The sequence below is a fragment of the Streptomyces sp. HmicA12 genome (assembly GCF_000373565.1).
Lineage (GTDB): Bacteria > Actinomycetota > Actinomycetes > Streptomycetales > Streptomycetaceae > Streptomyces.
Window position 1 is genome coordinate 41298 of sequence record NZ_KB891852.1, and the last position, 18719, is coordinate 60016.

At 69.0% G+C, this 18719-nt stretch carries 21 protein-coding genes and 1 pseudogene; 5 read left to right on the plus strand and 17 right to left on the minus strand.

Annotated features, from left to right (window positions below; all coding sequences use genetic code 11):
- Positions 1-4: 4 nt before the first annotated feature.
- On the minus strand, positions 5-583 hold the full coding sequence (locus B072_RS0140845; protein WP_018535787.1) for a TetR/AcrR family transcriptional regulator: 579 nt from the start codon (positions 581-583) through the stop codon (positions 5-7).
- A 91-nt stretch (positions 584-674) separates the two neighbouring features.
- On the opposite strand from B072_RS0140845, the gene B072_RS0140850 reads away from it, so the two are divergent.
- The gene (locus B072_RS0140850; protein ID WP_018535788.1) at positions 675-1121 is read left to right on the plus strand and encodes a DUF1772 domain-containing protein; all 447 of its coding nucleotides are present in this window, start codon (positions 675-677) and stop codon (positions 1119-1121) included.
- Positions 1122-1246: 125 nt separating this feature from the next.
- Here the strand turns inward: B072_RS0140850 and B072_RS47210 are convergent.
- The 7 genes and pseudogenes from B072_RS47210 to B072_RS0140890 all read right to left on the minus strand — a co-directional run bounded on the left by B072_RS47210 (position 1247) and on the right by B072_RS0140890 (position 10991).
- A pseudogene (locus B072_RS47210) lies at positions 1247-2108 on the minus strand (transposase).
- 72 nt (positions 2109-2180) lie between these two features.
- The gene (locus B072_RS0140860; RefSeq protein WP_018535790.1) at positions 2181-3383 is read right to left on the minus strand and encodes a hypothetical protein; all 1203 of its coding nucleotides are present in this window, start codon (positions 3381-3383) and stop codon (positions 2181-2183) included.
- Positions 3383-4369: a hypothetical protein gene (locus B072_RS0140865; RefSeq protein ID WP_018535791.1), complete on the minus strand. Its 987-nt coding sequence runs from the start codon at positions 4367-4369 to the stop codon at positions 3383-3385. Before B072_RS0140865 ends, B072_RS0140860 begins: the two co-directional genes overlap by 1 nt.
- 116 nt (positions 4370-4485) lie before the next feature.
- Complete coding sequence (locus B072_RS0140870) at positions 4486-5430, minus strand: hypothetical protein (RefSeq protein ID WP_018535792.1); 945 nt, start codon at positions 5428-5430, stop codon at positions 4486-4488.
- A 15-nt stretch (positions 5431-5445) separates the two neighbouring features.
- A complete protein-coding gene (locus tag B072_RS0140875) occupies positions 5446-9471 on the minus strand; it encodes a hypothetical protein (RefSeq protein ID WP_018535793.1) in 4026 nt (1341 codons plus the stop codon).
- Positions 9472-9768: 297 nt separating this feature from the next.
- Positions 9769-10302: a hypothetical protein gene (locus B072_RS0140885; protein WP_018535795.1), complete on the minus strand. Its 534-nt coding sequence runs from the start codon at positions 10300-10302 to the stop codon at positions 9769-9771.
- A gap of 104 nt (positions 10303-10406) precedes the next feature.
- The gene (locus B072_RS0140890; protein ID WP_018535796.1) at positions 10407-10991 is read right to left on the minus strand and encodes a hypothetical protein; all 585 of its coding nucleotides are present in this window, start codon (positions 10989-10991) and stop codon (positions 10407-10409) included.
- 148 nt (positions 10992-11139) lie between these two features.
- On the opposite strand from B072_RS0140890, the gene B072_RS50055 reads away from it, so the two are divergent.
- Genes B072_RS50055 through B072_RS45190 form a run of 3 tightly spaced genes read left to right on the plus strand, consistent with a single transcriptional unit; the run spans position 11140 to position 12807 of the window.
- The gene (locus B072_RS50055) at positions 11140-11571 is read left to right on the plus strand and encodes a DUF6313 family protein (protein ID WP_420707621.1); all 432 of its coding nucleotides are present in this window, start codon (positions 11140-11142) and stop codon (positions 11569-11571) included.
- Positions 11568-11873: a hypothetical protein gene (locus B072_RS48500; RefSeq protein ID WP_018535797.1), complete on the plus strand. Its 306-nt coding sequence runs from the start codon at positions 11568-11570 to the stop codon at positions 11871-11873. The genes B072_RS50055 and B072_RS48500 overlap by 4 nt, the downstream gene beginning before the upstream one ends.
- Before the next feature lie 22 nt (positions 11874-11895).
- On the plus strand, positions 11896-12807 hold the full coding sequence (locus B072_RS45190; RefSeq protein WP_158689306.1) for a pentapeptide repeat-containing protein: 912 nt from the start codon (positions 11896-11898) through the stop codon (positions 12805-12807).
- A 36-nt stretch (positions 12808-12843) separates the two neighbouring features.
- Here B072_RS45190 and B072_RS0140905 read toward each other — a convergent pair whose 3' ends face one another.
- The 7 genes from B072_RS0140905 to B072_RS0140935 all read right to left on the minus strand — a co-directional run bounded on the left by B072_RS0140905 (position 12844) and on the right by B072_RS0140935 (position 16469).
- Entirely contained in the window at positions 12844-13266 is a 423-nt protein-coding gene (locus B072_RS0140905) for a hypothetical protein (RefSeq protein ID WP_018535799.1), read from the minus strand.
- Positions 13266-13499 carry a hypothetical protein gene (locus B072_RS0140910; RefSeq protein ID WP_018535800.1) on the minus strand — a complete coding sequence of 78 codons (234 nt, stop codon included), beginning with the start codon at positions 13497-13499 and terminating at the stop codon, positions 13266-13268. The genes B072_RS0140905 and B072_RS0140910 overlap by 1 nt, the downstream gene beginning before the upstream one ends.
- 89 nt (positions 13500-13588) lie before the next feature.
- The gene (locus B072_RS0140915) at positions 13589-14119 is read right to left on the minus strand and encodes a hypothetical protein (RefSeq protein WP_018535801.1); all 531 of its coding nucleotides are present in this window, start codon (positions 14117-14119) and stop codon (positions 13589-13591) included.
- On the minus strand, positions 14119-14451 hold the full coding sequence (locus B072_RS0140920; protein ID WP_018535802.1) for a hypothetical protein: 333 nt from the start codon (positions 14449-14451) through the stop codon (positions 14119-14121). The genes B072_RS0140915 and B072_RS0140920 overlap by 1 nt, the downstream gene beginning before the upstream one ends.
- 9 nt (positions 14452-14460) lie before the next feature.
- Entirely contained in the window at positions 14461-15327 is an 867-nt protein-coding gene (locus B072_RS0140925; protein ID WP_018535803.1) for a hypothetical protein, read from the minus strand.
- Between the two features lie 11 nt (positions 15328-15338).
- Entirely contained in the window at positions 15339-15830 is a 492-nt protein-coding gene (locus tag B072_RS0140930; RefSeq protein ID WP_018535804.1) for a hypothetical protein, read from the minus strand.
- Between the two features lie 177 nt (positions 15831-16007).
- Positions 16008-16469 (minus strand): IPT/TIG domain-containing protein, encoded by a 462-nt coding sequence (locus tag B072_RS0140935; protein ID WP_018535805.1) that lies wholly within the window; start codon positions 16467-16469, stop codon positions 16008-16010.
- 189 nt (positions 16470-16658) lie between these two features.
- Between B072_RS0140935 and B072_RS0140940 the strand changes: the two genes are divergently transcribed.
- Entirely contained in the window at positions 16659-17090 is a 432-nt protein-coding gene (locus tag B072_RS0140940) for a hypothetical protein (protein ID WP_158689307.1), read from the plus strand.
- 51 nt (positions 17091-17141) lie between these two features.
- Here the strand turns inward: B072_RS0140940 and B072_RS0140945 are convergent, their stop codons facing one another.
- Together B072_RS0140945 and B072_RS0140950 are read right to left on the minus strand one after the other, a co-directional pair.
- Positions 17142-18389: a hypothetical protein gene (locus B072_RS0140945; RefSeq protein ID WP_106433042.1), complete on the minus strand. Its 1248-nt coding sequence runs from the start codon at positions 18387-18389 to the stop codon at positions 17142-17144.
- Positions 18386-18661: a hypothetical protein gene (locus B072_RS0140950; protein WP_018535808.1), complete on the minus strand. Its 276-nt coding sequence runs from the start codon at positions 18659-18661 to the stop codon at positions 18386-18388. Before B072_RS0140950 ends, B072_RS0140945 begins: the two co-directional genes overlap by 4 nt.
- Positions 18662-18719: the final 58 nt, after the last annotated feature.

Here is an 18719-nt window from a genome sequence, read left to right on the forward strand (position 1 = left end):
TGCGTCAGAGCACGGCGAGACGGTCCACCAGGAGCTCTACCCTCTGCTCGACGTACTCCGGCGGCAGCCGTCCGGCCCGGGTCAGGGTCGCGATCCCGTGCAGGGCCGCCCAGAACAGCTCGGTGAACAACCCCGGGTGGACGCCGTCCCCGGCGACCTCGCTGAGGCTTTCCAGCAGGGCGGCGAAGGCGTTCTTCAGCGGCTCCGGGGTGTCCTCCTGTGCGAAGGCCAGGCCGCCGTCGAGCTGGAACATGGCGTCGTAGAGCGCCGGGTTGCGTTCGGCGAAGTCGAGGTAGGCGCGGGCGAGGGCCGTGACCCGGCCGCGCGTACTGGTCGCGGCGGAGGTCGCGGCCCGCACCGCCGCGGCCATCTCGGCGGCGCCCTCGAGGGCGACGGCACCGATGATCTCCTGTTTGCCGCGGAAGTGGCTGTAGAGGACGGGCTGGCTGTACTCGATGCGCTCGGCCAGCCGGCGGGTGGTGACCGCCTCCCAACCCTGCTGCTCGGCGAGTTCTCGGGCTGTCGCCACGATGAGGCGCTCGCGCTCCGCCCTTTCGCGCTCTTTGCGTTCCTGTACCGACATGATTCGACCCTAGCACCGCTAGGCAATCGAGCGGCAGCAGTGCTAGCGTTGTCACATTACATAGCGCCGCTAGATTCCTGGAGGGGTCATCATGCTCAACGCACTTGAGGTCGTCACCACCGTGGTAGTCGGCGTGATGGTGGGGGTGGAGTTCTCCGTCCCCTTCTTCAGCAACCCGATCCTCAACGCACTCCCGGGCGACAACGGCCTGCGCGCCCGCACCCACGGGGCCCGACTGGGCGGCGCCGTGATGCCGTTCTGGTACATCGGCTCGCTCGTCCTCGTCGGGGCCTGGGCCATCGGTGGGTGGGACCACCCCGGCACCGGCCTCGTCGTCACCGCCGGCGCGCTGCTGATCCTCAGTGTGATCATGTCGCTCACGCTGCTCGTCCCGATCAACAACCGGGTCAAGGCGTGGACCGCCGACAACCGGCCTGACGACTGGAAGGAGCAGCTGAATCGCTGGGACCGCTGGCACTACGTCCGCGTCGCCGTCATCATCGCCGCCTTCGTCTGCCTGGCGGCCGCCCTTGTCTGAACCCGCGGGCCGACACGGCGCTGGTGGCGCACGAGCCACACCCCCCGGGCGGCAGCGGGCCACCGGAATCCGAACATCCGGGAATGCGGCTGTCGCTGAGAGTCCACAACTGCGATCCCGACAAGCTACGTCCCTCGATGACCTGCGCGGCTCTCGGCTCTCATTCGGGTGAGGTCTTTGATCCAGATCACCGAGGCGCGCAGATGAAGCCCGGCGAGGTAGCTTTCCGGGGTCTTGTCGTAGCGGGTCGCGATGCCCCGCCACGCCTTGAGCTTGTTGATCAGGCGCTCGACGGTGTTTCTCTCCTTGTAGAGCTCGGCGTCGTGGCCGACGGGCCCGTGGATGCGCACCTTGTCCAGTACGGGGATGAACTGCGGGCCGTCGGCGGCCTGCCCCGCAGTCAGGACAAACGCCAGTGGGCGGCACCTGCGGTCGGCGGCGAGGTGGACCTTGCTGGTCTGCCCGCCCCGGGAGCGTCCCAGGAGCGCAGCCTTCAGTCGGAGTTTGCGACGGCGCCGGATGCGTCGTCGCTCCTCCCGCCGGAATCGCCTTCGGCCTTTCGCCCGTTTTGCACTTCGCAACCGCCCCTTTTGACCTGAGCCTCTTCTCCTCGGTGGCCTTCTCCAGCGCGTCGAGCACGCAGGGATCGAGATGCATTCCGGCGGCGTCGTGGTGGGCTCGGGCGGTGGTGGAATCGATACTGACCAGCGACAGATCCACCTTGCCCCGCTTCGCGGCCTCGGCTATCAGCCCCTCCAGCAGGGCCTCGAAGACACCGGCATCGCGCCACTGCCGGAATCGGTCGTGGACGGTCGACCAGGCACCGCACTCGGCGGGCACTTCCCGCCACTGCCCGCCCGTCCGAGAGCGCCACAGCACCCCCTCGAACTGCTGCCACAGCCGCACCGGGTACGGGCCATACTCGCCGACCGGCAGGTACGGCTCGATGAACTCCCACTCCACGTCGGCCAGTTGCGCACGTGTCATGCAAGACGATCTACCGGATCGAAGATCCGCGCGAGGGGAAAGCCGCTCATTGATCGCGACCCGATACGTGCCCTAATAGTGGAAGCTGTTGGAGCGCTTGAGGGAGAGAGTGCAGGAGCCGTCTGCGCTGATCTCGTCGCCGACGATCCGGTGCCAGATGGAGACGTCGCCGAGCCAGGGGACTTCGACCTGGACGAGGATGTCGTCGCCCAGGGACCACGAGCCGAAGCGTGCGTTGGGGTGGTCGATGATCTGGATCGCAGGGATCTGCAGCTCGGCGGAGCGGTCGGCGAGTTCCTTCTCGCCGCGCGAGCGGAGCGCGGACGCCGACGACAGGGTCTTGTCGGTGACGGTGACGACGCGGCGCAGCCGGTCCCCGCGCGGCCGGTAGACCTGCGCCCTCTTCATCTTCGTGCCCTCGCCCTTGCCGAGGACCTGGACCTCATTGGCGTAGTCGTCCCCGAGGCCCTCCGGCTTGGCGATGGCGTTGATGTTCTCGCCGTCCATGAACCGCAGGTCGGTCCGCTTACGGCCCAGCCGTGGCGTGCCGAGCCGGATTCGGTGCTTGATCGTGTTCCCCGTGTCGCCCGCCCACTCGTGGGTCTCGACCCAGTCGAACGGCGTCTGCGTGGTCAAGGTGTCCAACGTCTCGCCGCAGTCGGGGTTGTTGAACCAGGCCAGCTCCCACGGGTCCTCACCGTCGGACGTGCCGAGGAGCTGTCCAAGGTCGTGGCTGTCGACGTCGATGCCGATGTCACCGCCGGGCTTGGACTGGACGTGACTCCACACGTGACGGAACGCGTCGTAGACGTCGATGCGGGGCCCGCCATAGCTCTTGGGCGGCTTGGGCACCTTCTTCTTCGGCTTCACGCCATCGAAATAGCCGTCATGATTCTTGTCCTTGCCGGCGTTCGGATCTTTCGGGGTGATCTTCTTTCCGGAGATCAGGTAGCTCTCGTACGGAATGCCGTGCGGGTAGGAGGAGAAGCCTTCGCAGCCCACGGTGAACTGCGGACCGTCGAACGCGCACTTCGTGACCAGGCCGCCCCACCGGAGATCGCCGTCGATCTCCAAGTACAACTTGGTGCCCCATTCCTCCAGGACCGGGGAACCGTCAGAGCCGATCATGCGCGCGTACTCGGGGGTGATGGTGCCCGCCATGGCGCCTGGCCCGGACAGATCACGCTTCGGGTTGGTCGACAGCGCGAACGGGACCTCCCAGTCGATGATCTGGTCCGTGGTCGCCCGCTGTGCGATGAACCGCCACCCCTGCATCAGATGGCGTCCTCGGACGGGTCCTCAACGAACTCGATGTCGAGGAACACCGAAGCGCCGCCGTCGGCCTCGAGTTGCCCGGCCGCCGACGTGTCGCCGGTTCCCATGAGGACGGCGTCGTAGACGTTGCCGCGCATGCTGGAAGGGATGGACACGGTCCCGCCCGCCACGAATGTGAACCTCTGCGCGCTCCCGACCCAGTCGCAGTTGAAGCGCGTCTCTGCGGTGCTCAACGACCCGAGGTCGACTCGCAATCTGCCGTACGCGTCCTTGGCGTTGCGCTGGTCCAGGCCCGCGAAGGTCGCCATGATCGTGGCGGACGTCGCCCACTCCGGGACCTCAATGTCCCAGCGGGCGCCCTGCGGGAACTCCTCCCATGACGGGTACTTGATGTTGCCGACGGCGTCCGGCTCGTCCCACACACCACGCAGCGCGCGGACGACGCGGCGGCGCCGGGGGTTCGCCATCTCCCGCAGGTCCTTGATCATCGACTGCGTGATGTTCGTGGTGTTCGCCGGGATGTCGATGCGGGCGAGGGTGATCGCGCTGTCGCTGGGTCGGACCTGCTTGACGCGCTTGGTCGTCGAGGGCACCGAGGAGATGACCCGGGTGTAGACGTACGGGCCGACCGTGACGTCGGAGGGCTCGTTCCAGGACTCTCCGGCCGACCACGGGTTCTCGATGCGGGCGACGATCAGGTCACTGCGGGCGCTGTTCGTGGTCGGGGCGATGCTGATGCTGTCCGCGGACGGGAGGCGGGCCGCGTACGCCTGGTACTTGCCGCCGGTCCCCTTGTTGAGGATGGCGCAGGCCCCGGTCATGACCTGGATCTTCGAACCGGGGGTGGAGAGGGCCTTCACCTGCAGGTCGGAGTTGCCGATGATTCCCTCGGAGCCTCCGAACGCGGCGTAGGCGAGGAGGCGGGCCACCTCGCTGGAGTGCTCCGCGCCGCCCTCGGTGAACCACGGCACGCTGTCCCAGGCCATGAAGTCTTCCTCCGCTCGTCGTTGGACTGCGGAGGTTCACCGGGGCCGGGCGTTAGTGTCGCGCGCTCCCGGCGTTCAAGATCGCCCTTGCACAATTGGGCAAGAACGATCTTGGTTTACAGGTACGAGTACGCGTCCCGCCACGCCACCGTCATGTACGCATTGCCCGTCGGGTCCGTGCCGCGCAGGATGAAGTCGTGGCGGCCGATCGGGAGCCGCAGATCGCGCAGCCGCGGCGACGCCCGGGTCAACTGCCCGGCCACCGACGCGCCGCTGTTGCGGACCACCGTGCGCGCCCACGGCCGGGGGTCGATCGTCACGTACTGCCCGGCAGCGAGCGACAGCCCGGACAGCTCCACCTTCCAACTCCCCGCCACCTCGCACGCCGGAGACGAGATCGGTCCGTAGATCCGGATGACCGGCCACGTGGGGCGCTGCCCGCCGATGACGACGGCGCCCGGCTTGAGGGAGGACCCCTCACCTGTCATCGACAGCGGTTCCTTGAGCGGCCCGACCAGGCCCCGGTGCGGCGGCGGAACCAGGTCCACACGGATCGACTTCTCGGTGTCGTCGTACGCCGTCCGGTCCACGCACACGAACGTCGCGACGACCGGCGTGTACCCGTGCCAGGTGAGCTTGGAGCCCGCGGGTGCGGCCTTGCGGGGCCTGCCGTAGAAGCGGCGCGCGCGGCCGCCCTGCGTGGTGCGCAGCACGGCCGGCGTCGCCACCCGCTTGCGTACGGCCTCGCCGTCCCACGCTTGCATCATCACGGACACGGCGTCCAGGTTCGCGCCGTGCCGCCCACGCTGTGTGGATGCGGCATCGACAGTGTCGACACCGACCTCGAACGTCAGGGTGGCCTGCCCGCGGTAGTCCTCACCGAAGCGCGTGTTGTCCTCGCGCGGCATCGCGGCGTCGCCAACATCCGGGTCGGCGTACGTGATCTCGTACGGCTCGATCAGCCAGTAGCCGGTGTCGAACGTGCCGAACGTGAAACTGGCTGCGGGCAGTACTCCGTTCGCCGAGTAGGACAGGTTCCACTCGCCCTCTGCTAGCGCCATGCGGCCGCTCCTCTCCTACACATACACGCCGCCCCGGCGCATGCGACGCAGCTCGAACAGAGCGTCGTTGAGGGCCTCGCCCGGGGTCGTGGGCTGGCTGGTCATCGTCAGGTTCAGGTCGCCGCCGACGAGCGCGGCCGTCGCCTGCTGCGTGGTGGCGGTACGGCTGCTGGAGGCCGGACTCGTCGAGCGCACACCGCCGTTGGCGTACTGCTGCAGCGCGCGCCCGGGGTAGACGACCATGCCGCCGAAGTAGCGGGCGACCCAGTCGAGGATCTCCTCGGACCGCTGCCGCTTCGCCTTGGCCAAAGGGAGGTAAGCCTCGCCCTGAGTCTCCGGCTCATTCCATATGCGCAGGTCACCGGGCCTGCCGATCTGCGCGATGTGGTTCTCGGCGCCATTCGCGAACGCCTGGACGCGGCTCGCGGCGCGCCGAATACCGCCGTTGGCGTACTGAATGATCCCGCCGTCCGCCTTGGACAGCGCGGCGCCCTTGCCCTTGGCGGACCAGTTCACGACGACGTTGACCGTCTTGCCCTTGAGCCGGTCAATGGCGCCCTGGATCGCGGCCACGTTCGCCTTCGGTGAGCCGGTCGGCACGGTGATCTTTACGCGCTTGCCGCCCTTGTCGACGTCCTTGATCTTGAACCCAAGGTCCTTGAGCGCGGCCTGCGCGGTCTTCGTCGGCGCCTTGATCTCTACCGACTTGCCCTTGAGGTTCTTGACCGACGACTGGACACCCTTGAGATCACCGGTCGCCTTCTTCACGACCGCGTCGACCGTCAGCTTCTTGCCGCCGGGCACGCTGTTCATGTCGCTCTTGACGGCTGCGAGGTTGTCCCGGGCCGTCTTCGTCTTCGCAGTGAGAACGAGGTCCTTCGTGCCGGGCACGCGCTGCACCGTGATGCCGAGGGCCTCCAGCTGTGCGCGCGCCGCGTCCGAGGGCGCGGTGACCCGGATCGTCTTGTCCTTCATGGAGGACAAGCGGCCGATGATGCTGGCGACTTCGACGTCCACGGCGTCGCCGCCCTTGAGGGAAACGGTCGACTCGATGACGTCGGGGACCAGACCGAGCTGGTCGGCGAGCTGCTTCGCTTCGGCCTTCGGGATGCCGTAAGCGGCGGCCAGGTCGAGGACGCTCTGCCGGCTGCGGCTCGCGGCCTGGGAACTGGTGTACATGGCCTGCGACATGGTCATGAAGCCGTCGCTCTCCGCCTGCTTCGCGGACGCCACCACGCCGAGCATGCCGTCTCGGATCGACTGGAGCTGCGAGTTGAAGGCGAGACCGTTCTTCGTGGAGGTGTCCACCTGCCCGGACGCGTCGATGAGGGCCTTGCCCCAGCCCTCCGTCTTCGCGATCTCCTGCCCCATCGCATCCTTGGCGCCGAGGATCGCCTGGTTCATTTGCGCGGTCGCGTCGTGCACGGACTCGGTGTTGCCGGAGAGCGCATCGAGCGCCGACTTCAGGGCGGTCACACGCTGGTCGGCGGTACCGGTCTCGGCGTTGAAGAGAGTCATCGACGACTTAAGTCGGTCGAAGCTGGTGGCCCCCGCATTCCCGGCGCCTTCCAGCGCTTCGCGCTGCTCGTCGGCGTTCTTCTTGGACTCCTTGATGTTGCCGTTCAGGCCACCCAGGGCGTCAGCCGCGGCCTTGTACTTCTTGCCCTGGTCGGTGTAGTCGAGGACGTACATGTCGCGGCCGTGCTCGACGTACTCCTTGTTCGCCTCGGCCAGCTTCATGAGGTCCTTCTGCAGGCCGCCGACGCTCCCGCCCTGCTCCAGGTAGGCGTCGGTCAGGGTGCCGACCCCGACACCCGCCTCCTTCATGACGTCGATGAGGTTGCCCTGACCGTCGGCGAGTTCGGTGTTCTTGAGGACCTGGTACGCCTGAGCGCGCACGTTCGCGTCGATGGCGCCCCCGGAGTCGGTCAGGGCGTCCGTCAGCGACTTCACGCGTTCCTTGTGGGCCTGCGCGGCGCGGGCGGCGGCCTCCTGCTTGGAGGCGAGTAGACCGAGCCCGATGGTGACTCCGGCTATCGCGATACCGAGCGGGCCGCCGAGCGCAGAGGTGATGCCGCCGATGGCGCGCGAGGCGACGGCGTTCGCGGCGCCGATCCCGCGCAGCGTGCCGGTCAGGCGGTTGCCCTGCTGCGAGACCCGGCTGTAGACGCCGGACATGCGTCCCCAGAGGCTGAGGTGGCCTCCGGCGGCGGTCGTGGTCCCGGCCATCGTCGTGCCGAGCCCGCGGACAGAGGTCCCCGCGGCGGCGACGGACGTGCCGAAAGACCGCAGGGCGTTCCCGACTGCGGTGACGACCTTTAGGGCGAGCATCGTGCCCAGGAGCACGGCCAGTGCGGTGTTCGCGCCGGGGACCACGCTCATCAGCGAGTTGAAGATGTTCAGCAGCCCGCTGAAGGCCACGAGGAGGACCCCGAGCCCGGACCCTGCTTCGGACACGTGCCCGATGGCCGTGGCGATGTTGGAGATTACGGATATGACCGCGGGGCCGACGTCTTTTCCCAGCGCGTTGAAGAACGTGCCGAGCGCCGGCACCAGCTCGACTCGGATCTGGCGGACCAGGTCGGTGATGCCGCCGTCCTTCATCGACCGGCCCATCCCGCGCATGAGGTCACCGAAGAGGAGGTTGACCTCGTGGAACGCGGGTTCTGCGTCGCTGAAGAAGTCCTTCATGGCCCTCTGGCCAACACCGGACTTCGCCCACCGCTCGAACCGAAGCGCGCTGCCCTCCAGGCCGTCGAGCAGCGCATTGCCGGTCTCCATGGCGGCCTTGCCGACCCCACCGAGCCCATGGATCAGGGAGCCGGTGGTGCGGCCGAGCTGAGCGGCCTTGTCTCCGGCGTGGTCCAGGAACGTGGCGAGGCTGCCGGTTTCCCGGCCCGCCTGAGCGGACGACCGGACGTACTGGGTGAACCGCTCGCCCGCCCGGCCGACCCGCTCGGTGAACGGGCCCGCGGCGACGAGGAAGTGCCCGGCCGCCACCGCCAGGTTCGACACCCCGTCGCTCATGTTGCCCATGAGCCGGGCGTTGGTCGTGGCGACCTTCTGGAAGCCCGCCTTGAACGGGCCGGACTGCATCGCCTTCGCGCCGCGCTGCGCGAGCAGTCCCATGGCGTCCGACGTGCTGGACAGGGCGCCCTTGAACAGGGGCAGGACCGCGTTGCTGAGCGGCTTGATCTCGCCCGCGATCCGTGAGAAGAAACGTTCCTGCACGGATTTGCGGACGTCCTTCCAGGCGCCGGACAGCTCCGTGACGGTGCGGACCGACTTCTGGGCGGACTTGGAGAGGTTGCCGACGGCCTGGTCGAGCTTCTGCTGTTCGGCCTTGGTCAGCTTGCTGCCGTCGGCGAGCTGCTGCTGCGCCTTCAGCGACTGTTTGAGAGCTTCCCCGAACCCGGCGAACGCGACCTTGGTGCTGATCGCGGCTGTGCCCGCCGCAGTGATCAGTCCGGGTATCGCGCCGAGGACGCCGACGGCGGGGGCGGCCGCGGAGACCAGCGCGGTCAGGCCCGCGCCGTACTGCCCGATGAGGGCGACTGCGGGCTGCAGGAGGGAGACGATCGCGCCGATGCCGAGCATCCGCAGCGAGCCGCGGCCGCCGCCGGGCAGGTTCATCCGTACCGGCACGTTGACCGGTGTCCGGTCGGCCTCGCCCTGCGCCCCGCTGATCAGGTCCCGCAGGCCGCCCAGGAGGCCGCCTCGACGGCTGCTGTCGCCGTCCCCGTCGGTGCGGACGGGGACGCGTAGGCCGGCGTCGTCGAGGCGCCGCCGTATGCCGTCGAGTTCGGCCCGGAAGCGTTCCTCGTCGACCTTGACCTTGACGGTGGAGGTGACGCCCTTGGAGGCCTCCTTGACGACGTCCTTGAGGCGCCGCCGGAGCCCCTTGCCGTCGATCTCGACCTTGATCTTCGCGGCGAGGCCCTCGGCGGCCGTCTCGACCTCCGTGCGGAGCTTCGCGGCGAAGCCCGCCAGATCGGCGATGACCGGGACGTCGAGGCGGCCGGCCTGCAGGCCCTCAGCCACGGCGGATCATTCCTCTCTGCATGGCGGCCGCGAGCATCGCGTGATGGCCGGTCATGCGGGGTGCCGCTGGCTGCGGAGCCGGATTCGGCTGCCGCGCCGGGCGGTTGGAGCGAGTCCGTCCGGGCGTCTGGGAGCGCTTGGGGCGGACGATGACGATGGGCTCCTCGCGCCGCTTCTCCGCGGCGAGTAGCCCGATCTCCTCAATGGCCAGGGCCAGCAGCTCCAGTGACGTCGTCCACCCCTGCACGGGGGCGGAGCGGACGCGGGAGTCCTCCGGCAGACCGTCGAGAAGGACGGTCAGGCGTCGGAGTCCGAGGAACCCGGGCTCGCCGGGGCGGAGCCAGACTCGTCGGGCGTCGATTCCGTGGAATCGGCTGAGGTCGGACTCGACGTCGCTCCATCGGTGTTGGAGGAGCCGGCCGACCGAAAGAGCTTTCCCAGCTCAACTCCGTAGACCCGCGCGAGGCCGGTCGTCAGGCGGACGTAGTCGCCAATGGACGGGCGGGCCTTGAGGAACTCGTCGTACTGCTCGTCGCCCAGGAGGATGGCGTACACGTCGCGTACGGCGCCCAGGAACCGGCGCGGCAGCTTGGGGCGCCGGAACAGGGCGTTGACGATCTCCCGGTACCCGGCGTCGCCGTCACCGTCGGCCGACCCCACGATCTCCATGAGGAGGCCGGTCAGGTCGAGCTCGTCGGACAGGATCGGGTCCAGGGCCTCGGCAGGCAGCTCCGCCGGGAACAGGAACTGTTCTCCGCCGAAGAGGACGGGGATGCCGTTGGGGTACTGGACCTCACGGCGCTCGGCGTCCAGGTCGATGACGAACGACATGGTGGGTGGCCTCTCGTGTGTGCGTAGCTGAGTCGCGGAGTGCGGCAGCGCGCGGACACTCGCAAGCCCGTAGGGGTTGCGTCGCGCGCTGCCGCGACGAGAGGTCAGGCGGCCACCGGGGCGAACGCCGGGTCGTCCGTGATCACGTACCAGGCGTCGGTGTCGTCGCCGCCCTGGACGGCCAGGCGCAGCGGCAGGATGGCCTCCTTCGTCTTGGCGAGGTCCTTGGACACGCCTTCCATCTGCATCGTGCGCGGGATGGGGTAGCGGTAGTGCTTGCCGCCATCGATGACCTCGATGCACGCGGCGATCTCGGTGCGCGATCCGATGCGCGGCGGCGTGAACTTGTAGTGCTTCACGCCGGTCTGCCCGGCCACGGTGATCTCACCGCCGCCGTACACGGCCTGGAAGTTCCGGCCGGACCACTGCTGCAGGTCGACCTCGATCGTCGCGGCGTCCGACGTCTGGAACGTACGGGTGGGGTAGGAGGACTGGGCGCTCTTGACTTGCTCGAAGTTGGGCTCGGAGTTGAACTTGAGGCTGTCCTCTGTGGTGAGCCCCACGGCCCACCACCCTTCGGGCATCGGCGAGGTCGCGTCGGCCGGCGCGGTGGTGCCGACCTCGGCGAGCCAGACGCGGGTGATCGACGGGATGACGATCTCGTTGTTGTTGGCGGTCTCGTTCGCCATGAAGGGCTTCTCCCTGGGGTCCGGTGATCGGGGGCACCAGAACCTTGAGGAGAGCAGGAAGCTAACGTCGCGTGCTCAGGGTCGATTTCCGCCTCGGAGTTGACCCTTCGCCTCCCGTACGGGCTGTTCGGCCTCTACCGTGATCAGGGTGTCCACAGCAGCCTCCCCGCCACCAGGCGGCCCCCCGCGCCCTGCTCTGCGGCAGCGCCTACGGGCGCGGTGGGCTGATCGGCACGCCCTGCCTCGGTTCGGCTACTGGCTACTCAGTCGAGGCACCCTACTCCTAGGGATCTCCGGGGTGCTGTACCTACTCAACGGGTTTCTGATCGGGTGGGCCGGCGCCTATGAGTTACTCATAGGGATCACCTCGCCTGCGGCTGTCCACCCTCAGTGGTGTGCGTGGCCGCTGTCGCTGGCCGGTTGGGCCGCGATCCCCGCAGTTGTGGGAGCGGCGGCGGGGTACGTCATTACCGAACAGATCCAAGCGCATCGTTCACGGGAACTACGCGACGTTATTAACGAGCTACGCCGCCTTGCCGAACGGCCCGGCCCGCCCGCGACGTCGGGGGACGACTGTTGATCTCCCTGCATGAGGTGTACGAGCGGGGCAACGAGGCCGTCAAGGGTGCAGTTCGAGCGTTCGGCGATCGTCACGGCCCAGCCTCTGCCGCGAATTCCGCCCCGGACTGGAATGGGGCAGAGAGGCATTTCACTCAGCTGATCGAGGTGATCATGGCGGCGGCCACACCTGCACAGACCGATATCAAGGGGATCATTCGCCGGGCCGAAAACGAAGCCGTCCAGCTTCTACTTGCGCTGCACACGTTGCCGGACTACCGCTGTCCCATCTGCGTCAAGAGACAAGGGCGGGAGATCCTGTGACTTCTCAGCCTACCCTGGAGGCGTGGTGACTCACGCCGAACGTGAAGCTCACGCCGCGGCCCTGCGCGGGCTGCTCTACCTCGCATGCCCCGACGCCCTCCCCTCGGCGATCGACGAAACAGCTCGGGCCATCACGGAGTGCGCAGATCAGACGCCCCTAGCCCCAGTCCCCGAAGCCGCGCACCTCACAGACCCACCCGGAGATCGCCCCGTCCCTCTGGACCTGCGGTGGGCGGACCTGAGCGGTGCGGACCTGACCCGCGCGAACCTGCATGGCGCAGACGTGCACAGCGCGAACCTGAACGGCGCGAACCTCACGCATGCGAACCTACGCAACGCGAAGCTGGGTTATGCGAGGTTGATCCGCGCGGACCTGAGCAATGCAACCCTGATCCGCGCAAACCTGCGGCACACAATCCTGAACGGCGCGAACCTGAACGGTGCGGATCTGAGCGGCGTGAAATCGACCAGGTCTGGCGAGCCCCTGGAGCGCACCTCTGTTCACATGCGCGGCGCCACACTGAGAGGCTCGAACCTGAGCCACGCGGAGCTGCGAGCCGCGGACCTGAGCGGCGCGGACCTGAGCGGCGCGGATCTGAGCGGTGCGAACCTACTCCGCGCGAACCTGGATGGCGCGAACCTGAACGGCGCGAACCTGAACGACACAGTGATGGTCCTCGCGAACCTGAAGGGCGCGGATCTGACCGCCACGGATCTGGCCCACCTTGCTCTGCGTAGCGCGAATCTGACCGGAACCCGTCTCCGACGTGCCAGGAACATGCGTCTTCCGCCGGGAGCAACTTGGGACGAGCGAACGGAATGGCCTGCCGAGTTGGAATCGGTTGTCTTCGAGCAGTCCGATGAGGTGAGCCCGGGTCTCTACCGGGTCCGCAGCGACCCGACCCTGGACCGATCAGACATCGTGCCGGTTTAGGAATGGGCCTTGACTCCAAGCCATTGACACAGCACCTCAGGGGTGGATGGTGACGAGCAGCCCGAGGATCCAGCGGGGCTGGCCGTCGACGAGCGGGGACCACAGGAGGGTGCCGGAGGGGCGGACGCCGCTGATCACGGGCTGGTCGAGCTGCTGAGGTGCTTCGGGTATCCCAGTGGCCGCGGCTGCGCACGTGAGGATGATGCGGCGCAGCTCGGCCTTGCCGGGCCAGCCGCCGGGGTCGCCGTACACCTCCAGCGTCACCTCGGGCTCGGTCGCCCAGGTGAGGGTGCGCAAGTCGCCGCCGGAGCCGTGCCCGACGAGGAGGTGGGGCCAGGGCGCTTCGGAGATCCCGGAGACGCGGCCGGGCCCGCCCAGGGCCTCGGCCACGCTCTGGTGGGCCTGCAGCCAGGCCAGGACCGCCGAGACCGGGTCGGCGTCGGCGAAGGCGTCGGCCATCAGGTGCGGGCGACGTAGCCGGAGCGGCGCAGGCGGCGCGCGTAGTCGGCCGGCACGCGGATCTTGTCGCCGGGCGCGAAGCTGGTGCCCTCGATGTTGAGGTGGTGGGACAGCTTGATCGTCTCCATCGTGGCGCCGATGTGGGTGGTGACGTTGACCGTCTTCACTTCGTCGGAGGGGGCGACCTCCGCCGCGGTGTCGGGTGCGCTCTTGGCGGTGCTCTTGGTTGTCATGCCGCGCACTGTGAGGAGCCGGAACGTCTTGTGTCGCGGCCTGTCGCAGAGGAGGTGACTACCAGTCGCCCCCCTTTCGGGGCTGCGGGTCACCTTCGGACGGCAACGGCCGCGGCAGCGCGGGCCATGAAGTGAGTTCCCTCGGCGATCAGGTTCCCGGGGTAGACCGTGCCGACTTCCGCCTCGACGACCATCGGGGCACGTACGGACACCGTCACGGTGACCTTCTTCCCGGTGATGATCGACTGCCCGGTGGTGATGTTCCGGGCGATGCCGTCCGGGTCGATGGTCGTACTGCACCGGCAGTGCTTGATATTCGCGACGGCGCGCGAGGAATGGTCCCGGGGCACTCGCATGTACGTGTTGGGGCCTACGCCGCGGTGCTTGCGGTCCCATTCCATGGAGTTGATCGTGAAGCGCAAGTTGTCCGGCACGACCTGCCCCTGCGCTTCCACGTGCGTGGGGCGCACCTTGTCGTCGGCGACGGTGACCCATCGCTTCGTGGGCGGGGCGAGCCGCTTCGCCTCGACCTCGACCTGGTGGGCGATCCGCTGCACGTGCGGGGCGATCATCCGAGCGAGCGCCGCTTCCAGGCCGGGGTTGGGGTGGAACTTCGCCATCACGGCACCTCGGGCGGATTGAGGGTGGCGGTGGCCTGGACGTAGTCGACGGCCGGGACGCCGGGCACACGGTGCACCCGGGCCGTGGTGATCGTCCACGTCATCCCGGTCTCGTCCTCCACGGTGTCGCCGGGCTCGACCGGCCACGCGGCCGGGTCCAGGCGCAGGGACCATGAACCGTCCTGCTGCTCCAGCGCGGCCCCGGGCCAGGTGCCGCGCGCCGCGGGCTTCTGGTTCGGGTCCGGTGGTATGGGGACCCCGTTGGCGTCACGCGCCCACGGGTGATCGAGGACGCGGACCGTCAGTTGCCGGTCTGCCAGGACCACCGCCATCACTGCCTCCTAGTACCAGCGGCGCGTACGGCCGGGTGAGTACGGCCACGGTGCGTGGGCCGGGCGTCCGATGGACTGGAAGGTCAGGCGACGCAGCCTCTTGAGGCTGTCGAGCGTCGGCAGGGCTCCGGCCTGCCCGGCGGTGGGCGCGGCATCGTAGGAGATGGACTGTCCTTCGGCGCTCACCGAGGTGACTCGGCGCCCGGACCCGCCTCCGCCGTCGGGGCGCTGCCGGATGCCTTCGGCGGCGTGCGCGATGACGTACCGCACGACGCCGTCCTCCTTGGCTCCGTCGAGACCGACCAGGAAGTCGACGTCGTACGTGCCATCCGGGTTGGCCCGGTAGGAGAGCACTTCGGCAACGTCGTCGAAGCGGAGACCGCCCCAGGTGTCGACGTCGTCGAGTTCGCTGGTCCAGCGCGGTGTGAGGCCGGGGATCGTCGTCACGCTGGGCACGAGCGGCCGGTTCAGGTAGATGGCGACGTCGGCCTGCGCCGTACGGATCTCCTCGGCGTACGCGGCGCGTTGAGTGTCGCTGAGGGGCAGGGGCACGCCGAGAGCGTCGGCGATCTGCTCGGGCGAGCCGACCAGGCCCTGACCGGTGGGCAGGTCCAGGCGCACCGACGTGTCGGTGACGGGCTGGGCGGACGCAGAGGGGGTGAAGGTGACCACGCCCCAGTAGCGGCCCGGTGCGACGTCGGGCAGCTCGAACCGGTACACCCCGGCCCGTACCCGGGTGGCGGTGGCGATCGTGGCGGCTGCATCGCCGTCGCGGCCCGGTGTCGAGAAAAGAGCGAGGCGGGTCACGGCGCCGCCGGCAGGGGCCGGGTCGCAGAACGCCCCGGCCCACATGGGTTTGTGGTCGTAGACCGACACCCCGTCCCTCCTTACTTGCTGTCGGCGACGACGCGGGCGGCCTGCGCGGCGAGCTGCTCACGGATGCGGGCGGCGATGCCCTCCGAGACGACGGCGCCCTTGGGCTGCAGGAGCCGGGTGACCGGGTTGCGGTGCGGGCCCAGGAAGGTGCGCTCGACCAGGCGGACGGTGCACTGGAGGGTGGAGCCGAGCGGGGTCAGCGGCACGAACACGGCGTCGACGTCGACGGGCGGCTGCCCCGTGGCGTCGTCGAGGATGACGTCGGACAGGTTCTCATCGTCCGGGATGACCTCGGTAGGGGTGACGTACAGGCGGTGCGCCGGGGGCTCGGGCGCCTCGTGGACAACCGGCGGCTCCAGCGGCGCGGCGTCCGGCGCGGCCGGGGCTGCGTTCGCCTCGGCGGTCGGCTCGGCGGTTGCGGTTGCTTCGGCGGTCGGCGCGGCCGGGACGTCCTCGGCGACTGGCTTGGCGGCGGTCTTGCGGGGGCGGGAGGCAGTGGCCATGGAAGAAGGCTCCTCAGCAGGGTCGGGTCCAATCGGGCGCACCCTGCACAGCGGGACAGCGTTGTGTCGCGTTCTCATTCCGTGCGCTCAAAGCGGCGCCTATCGTGGGTGATCCGCCTGGGGGGGCGTGAGGGCCCGGTGGAGCTGACCGCACGCTCCGCCGGGCCTTCGTCACGATCAGGAGTACGTGAAGCCGCCGCTCTTGGTGATGTTGCCCGCGTCGTCGACGAGCACGACGTTGACGGCTCCGGCCGATCCCGCCGGGGCCTTCACGGTGAGCTGGGTGGCTGACTTGATCTGCAGGCTCGTACCGGCAGTGGAGCCGAAGTTCACGGCGGAGACTCCGTCGAGCGCCGTGCCGGTGATGGTGACGAGTGTGCCGCCGGCCGCCGGGCCGGTTGCCGGGGAGGTCGTGGCGATGGTCGCCGCGGTGAACAGGCGGTCGATGACGGACTGCGGGACGACGTCCCCGGCTTCGTAGAGGAGGTGGCGGCGGGACCCCTCGGGGCGGCCGTCGCCGGGCCCGTACGGCTCGGTCTGGTAGATGTTCTCGGTGATCCGCTTCGGGGGGTCGGTGACGGCGGCCGCGGGGAACGCCGCCTTCGTGATGCGAGTGCCGTTCTCCTTGTAGAGGCCCATGGGTGCCCTTCCTCGTCGTGGTGGTCGCGGAAGGATGGGGCAGCAGGCGGGCTTGGGTCGCGCACTCCACGACGGCGGGAGGTTTGCCCAATTGGGCAAGGATGATCTTGAAATTTGCCGGGCGGGCCTATACCCCCCCCTGCCATGATGTGCACATGCGCGGCCGGGGGGCCGCCACAGGGGGGATACGTGAGAGCACCACGCCTATTGGCCTGCCTGATAACGGCGTTGCTGGCGTTCAGCGCGGCGGCCTGCAGCAATGGCAGCGGCGAGGCAAAGGGGCAGGACGCGGCCGGACTGCGCGAGAAGATTGTCGGGAAAGGTAGCGAGACTCCCGCACCAGACAGCCCAGCGCGGCAGTGTACAAAGACCGTCACCGCGGCGGTCGCCAACAAGCTGTGGATCGACAGCGGCCAAGTTGACGACGAGGCGGATCGCGTGAAGCGCCACGCCTACCAGGACAAGTTCGCCGCCGCATACCTCGGCACGCCGGAGATGGACATCTTCTTCATCGCGACGAGCAAGGCCGTCACGGCGTTCAATAACGGTTCGACCGTGACCGAGGGGGTCGCCGAGGCCACCCCGACCATTCAGGAGCGGTGCGAGACCCAGTACCCGTGACGCTTCCCCAAGATCGGTCTTGCACAATTGGGCAAGAACGATCTTGCTCGGCTACAGCAGCCGCAGGTGGTCCCAGCCGTCCGGGCCGATGCTGAACACCAGCAGGCCGGACGCCGACACCTCGCCGGAGCGCGCCGTGTACCAGTCGCTGCCGTTGTCGAGCGTGGGTGCCTGGACGTGCAGGCGTCCGTTCCCGAGCTGCATGGCCCTGAAGTGGTGGAAGTGCCCGGTGACGAGGATCGAGGCGTCCGCGACGGCCTGACGGCCGAAGCTCTGGGATCTCCACCAGTCTCCGGCCTTCTCCGGGCGCGAATACTGGTGGCCGTGCGCCAGGCCCACGGTGGTGCCGGAGATGTCGAGGCTCACGCTCTCGCGCCACTTCTCCGGCACGACGAAGGAGACGTGCCCGTACGCGTCGGTGTTGCGGGCGTAGGCGTCGGCGATCTGCGACATGACCTCGATGCCCCAGTCGTCGCTGGGCGGGCCGACGGCTTCGCGGCCGCGGCGCACCCGGCCGTGGTTCGAGCCGCACGTCGCTGCGACGACCCGCCCGAAGCGACCGGCGAGTCTGTCCAGGCCCTCGAAGGTGATCCTGCGGTGTACCCGGATCATCTCGGTCATCGACAGGTCGTTGGTCTGCGCCTGTTGGGCGGTGTTCTCGTAGTTCTCGACGCAGTCGCCGGCGTCGAGCCAGTACGCGGCGGAGGGGTCCTGCCCGATGGTCTTCAAGTCGCGTATGTGGTCGTCGAGTCGGTCGAACCGCTCGGCGACGCGCGCGACGAGTTCGGGGGTGCCGCCGCCACTGCCGACCTTCCCGGCCTGGGCGTCGGCGTAGACGACCACGAGGCTGCGTTCGGCGGTGTCCGCGGTGGTGCGCGGCTTGCGGCGGCGGCGCATCGCGTCGCGGACCAGGGCGTCGACGTCGCCCGCGGACAGCCAGGCCGGGGCGGCGGGCTCGATGACGTAACGGCAGCGCCACACGGGTCGGGTGACGGCGTCCTCGCCCTGGGCGTCGCGGTGCCAGGCGGCCGGGTCGTGCCGGGCCTCGACGAGCCGGACCTGCCATCCCTCGGGGACGACCAGGCCGAGTTCTTCGACACGGGCCCGCCAGTCGTTTTCGCTGTTGGCGGGCTTCTCGGCGGCCGGGGCGGTGACGACCATCGTGCCGCCCGGCTCGTAGCGCACCCCTGCCTCCCAGCCGCGCGGCGCCGGGACCGGAGCGCGGAGGTTCTCGCTCGGCTGCGTCTGCGCGGCGGGAGCGGGCTGCAGGAGGGATTCCAGGTCGCTGGTCAGGGTCATCGCGGGCACCGGCATCCGTTGGAGTCGCCGCGGCGGCGGTGGCGGGCCACGGTGTACGAGGTCACCTGCTGACCGTGCTGGCTGAGGACGTCGGCGATGGCGGTCGAGGTGACCGTGGGGGTGTCGAGGATGCGGCCGAGCATCGCCGCGGTGTCCTCGTCGACGGACGCCAGGACCCCGCCGACAGTGCACGGCGGGCCCTTGCGTGTGCCCGGCGCCCGGGTCAGCGCCTCCAGGTCGGCGGAGAGCCCGACGAGTTCCTTCTCGGTCACCGGCAAACTCCAAGTCAGTACGAACAGAAGTGGGGCGAACCGTACGGTCCGCCCCACT

Bases quoted from the DNA above. Each gene is read 5' to 3' on its own strand.
- B072_RS0140845 (WP_018535787.1), bottom strand. From the start codon at position 583: ATGTCGGTACAGGAACGCAAAGAGCGCGAAAGGGCGGAGCGCGAGCGC.
- B072_RS0140850 (WP_018535788.1), top strand. From the start codon at position 675: ATGCTCAACGCACTTGAGGTCGTCACCACCGTGGTAGTCGGCGTGATG.
- B072_RS0140860 (WP_018535790.1), bottom strand. From the start codon at position 3,383: ATGCAGGGGTGGCGGTTCATCGCACAGCGGGCGACCACGGACCAGATC.
- B072_RS0140865 (WP_018535791.1), bottom strand. From the start codon at position 4,369: ATGGCCTGGGACAGCGTGCCGTGGTTCACCGAGGGCGGCGCGGAGCAC.
- B072_RS0140870 (WP_018535792.1), bottom strand. From the start codon at position 5,430: ATGGCGCTAGCAGAGGGCGAGTGGAACCTGTCCTACTCGGCGAACGGA.
- B072_RS0140885 (WP_018535795.1), bottom strand. From the start codon at position 10,302: ATGTCGTTCGTCATCGACCTGGACGCCGAGCGCCGTGAGGTCCAGTAC.
- B072_RS0140890 (WP_018535796.1), bottom strand. From the start codon at position 10,991: ATGGCGAACGAGACCGCCAACAACAACGAGATCGTCATCCCGTCGATC.
- B072_RS0140905 (WP_018535799.1), bottom strand. From the start codon at position 13,266: ATGGCCGACGCCTTCGCCGACGCCGACCCGGTCTCGGCGGTCCTGGCC.
- B072_RS0140910 (WP_018535800.1), bottom strand. From the start codon at position 13,499: ATGACAACCAAGAGCACCGCCAAGAGCGCACCCGACACCGCGGCGGAG.
- B072_RS0140915 (WP_018535801.1), bottom strand. From the start codon at position 14,119: ATGGCGAAGTTCCACCCCAACCCCGGCCTGGAAGCGGCGCTCGCTCGG.
- B072_RS0140920 (WP_018535802.1), bottom strand. From the start codon at position 14,451: ATGGCGGTGGTCCTGGCAGACCGGCAACTGACGGTCCGCGTCCTCGAT.
- B072_RS0140930 (WP_018535804.1), bottom strand. From the start codon at position 15,830: ATGGCCACTGCCTCCCGCCCCCGCAAGACCGCCGCCAAGCCAGTCGCC.
- B072_RS0140935 (WP_018535805.1), bottom strand. From the start codon at position 16,469: ATGGGCCTCTACAAGGAGAACGGCACTCGCATCACGAAGGCGGCGTTC.
- B072_RS0140945 (WP_106433042.1), bottom strand. From the start codon at position 18,389: ATGACCCTGACCAGCGACCTGGAATCCCTCCTGCAGCCCGCTCCCGCC.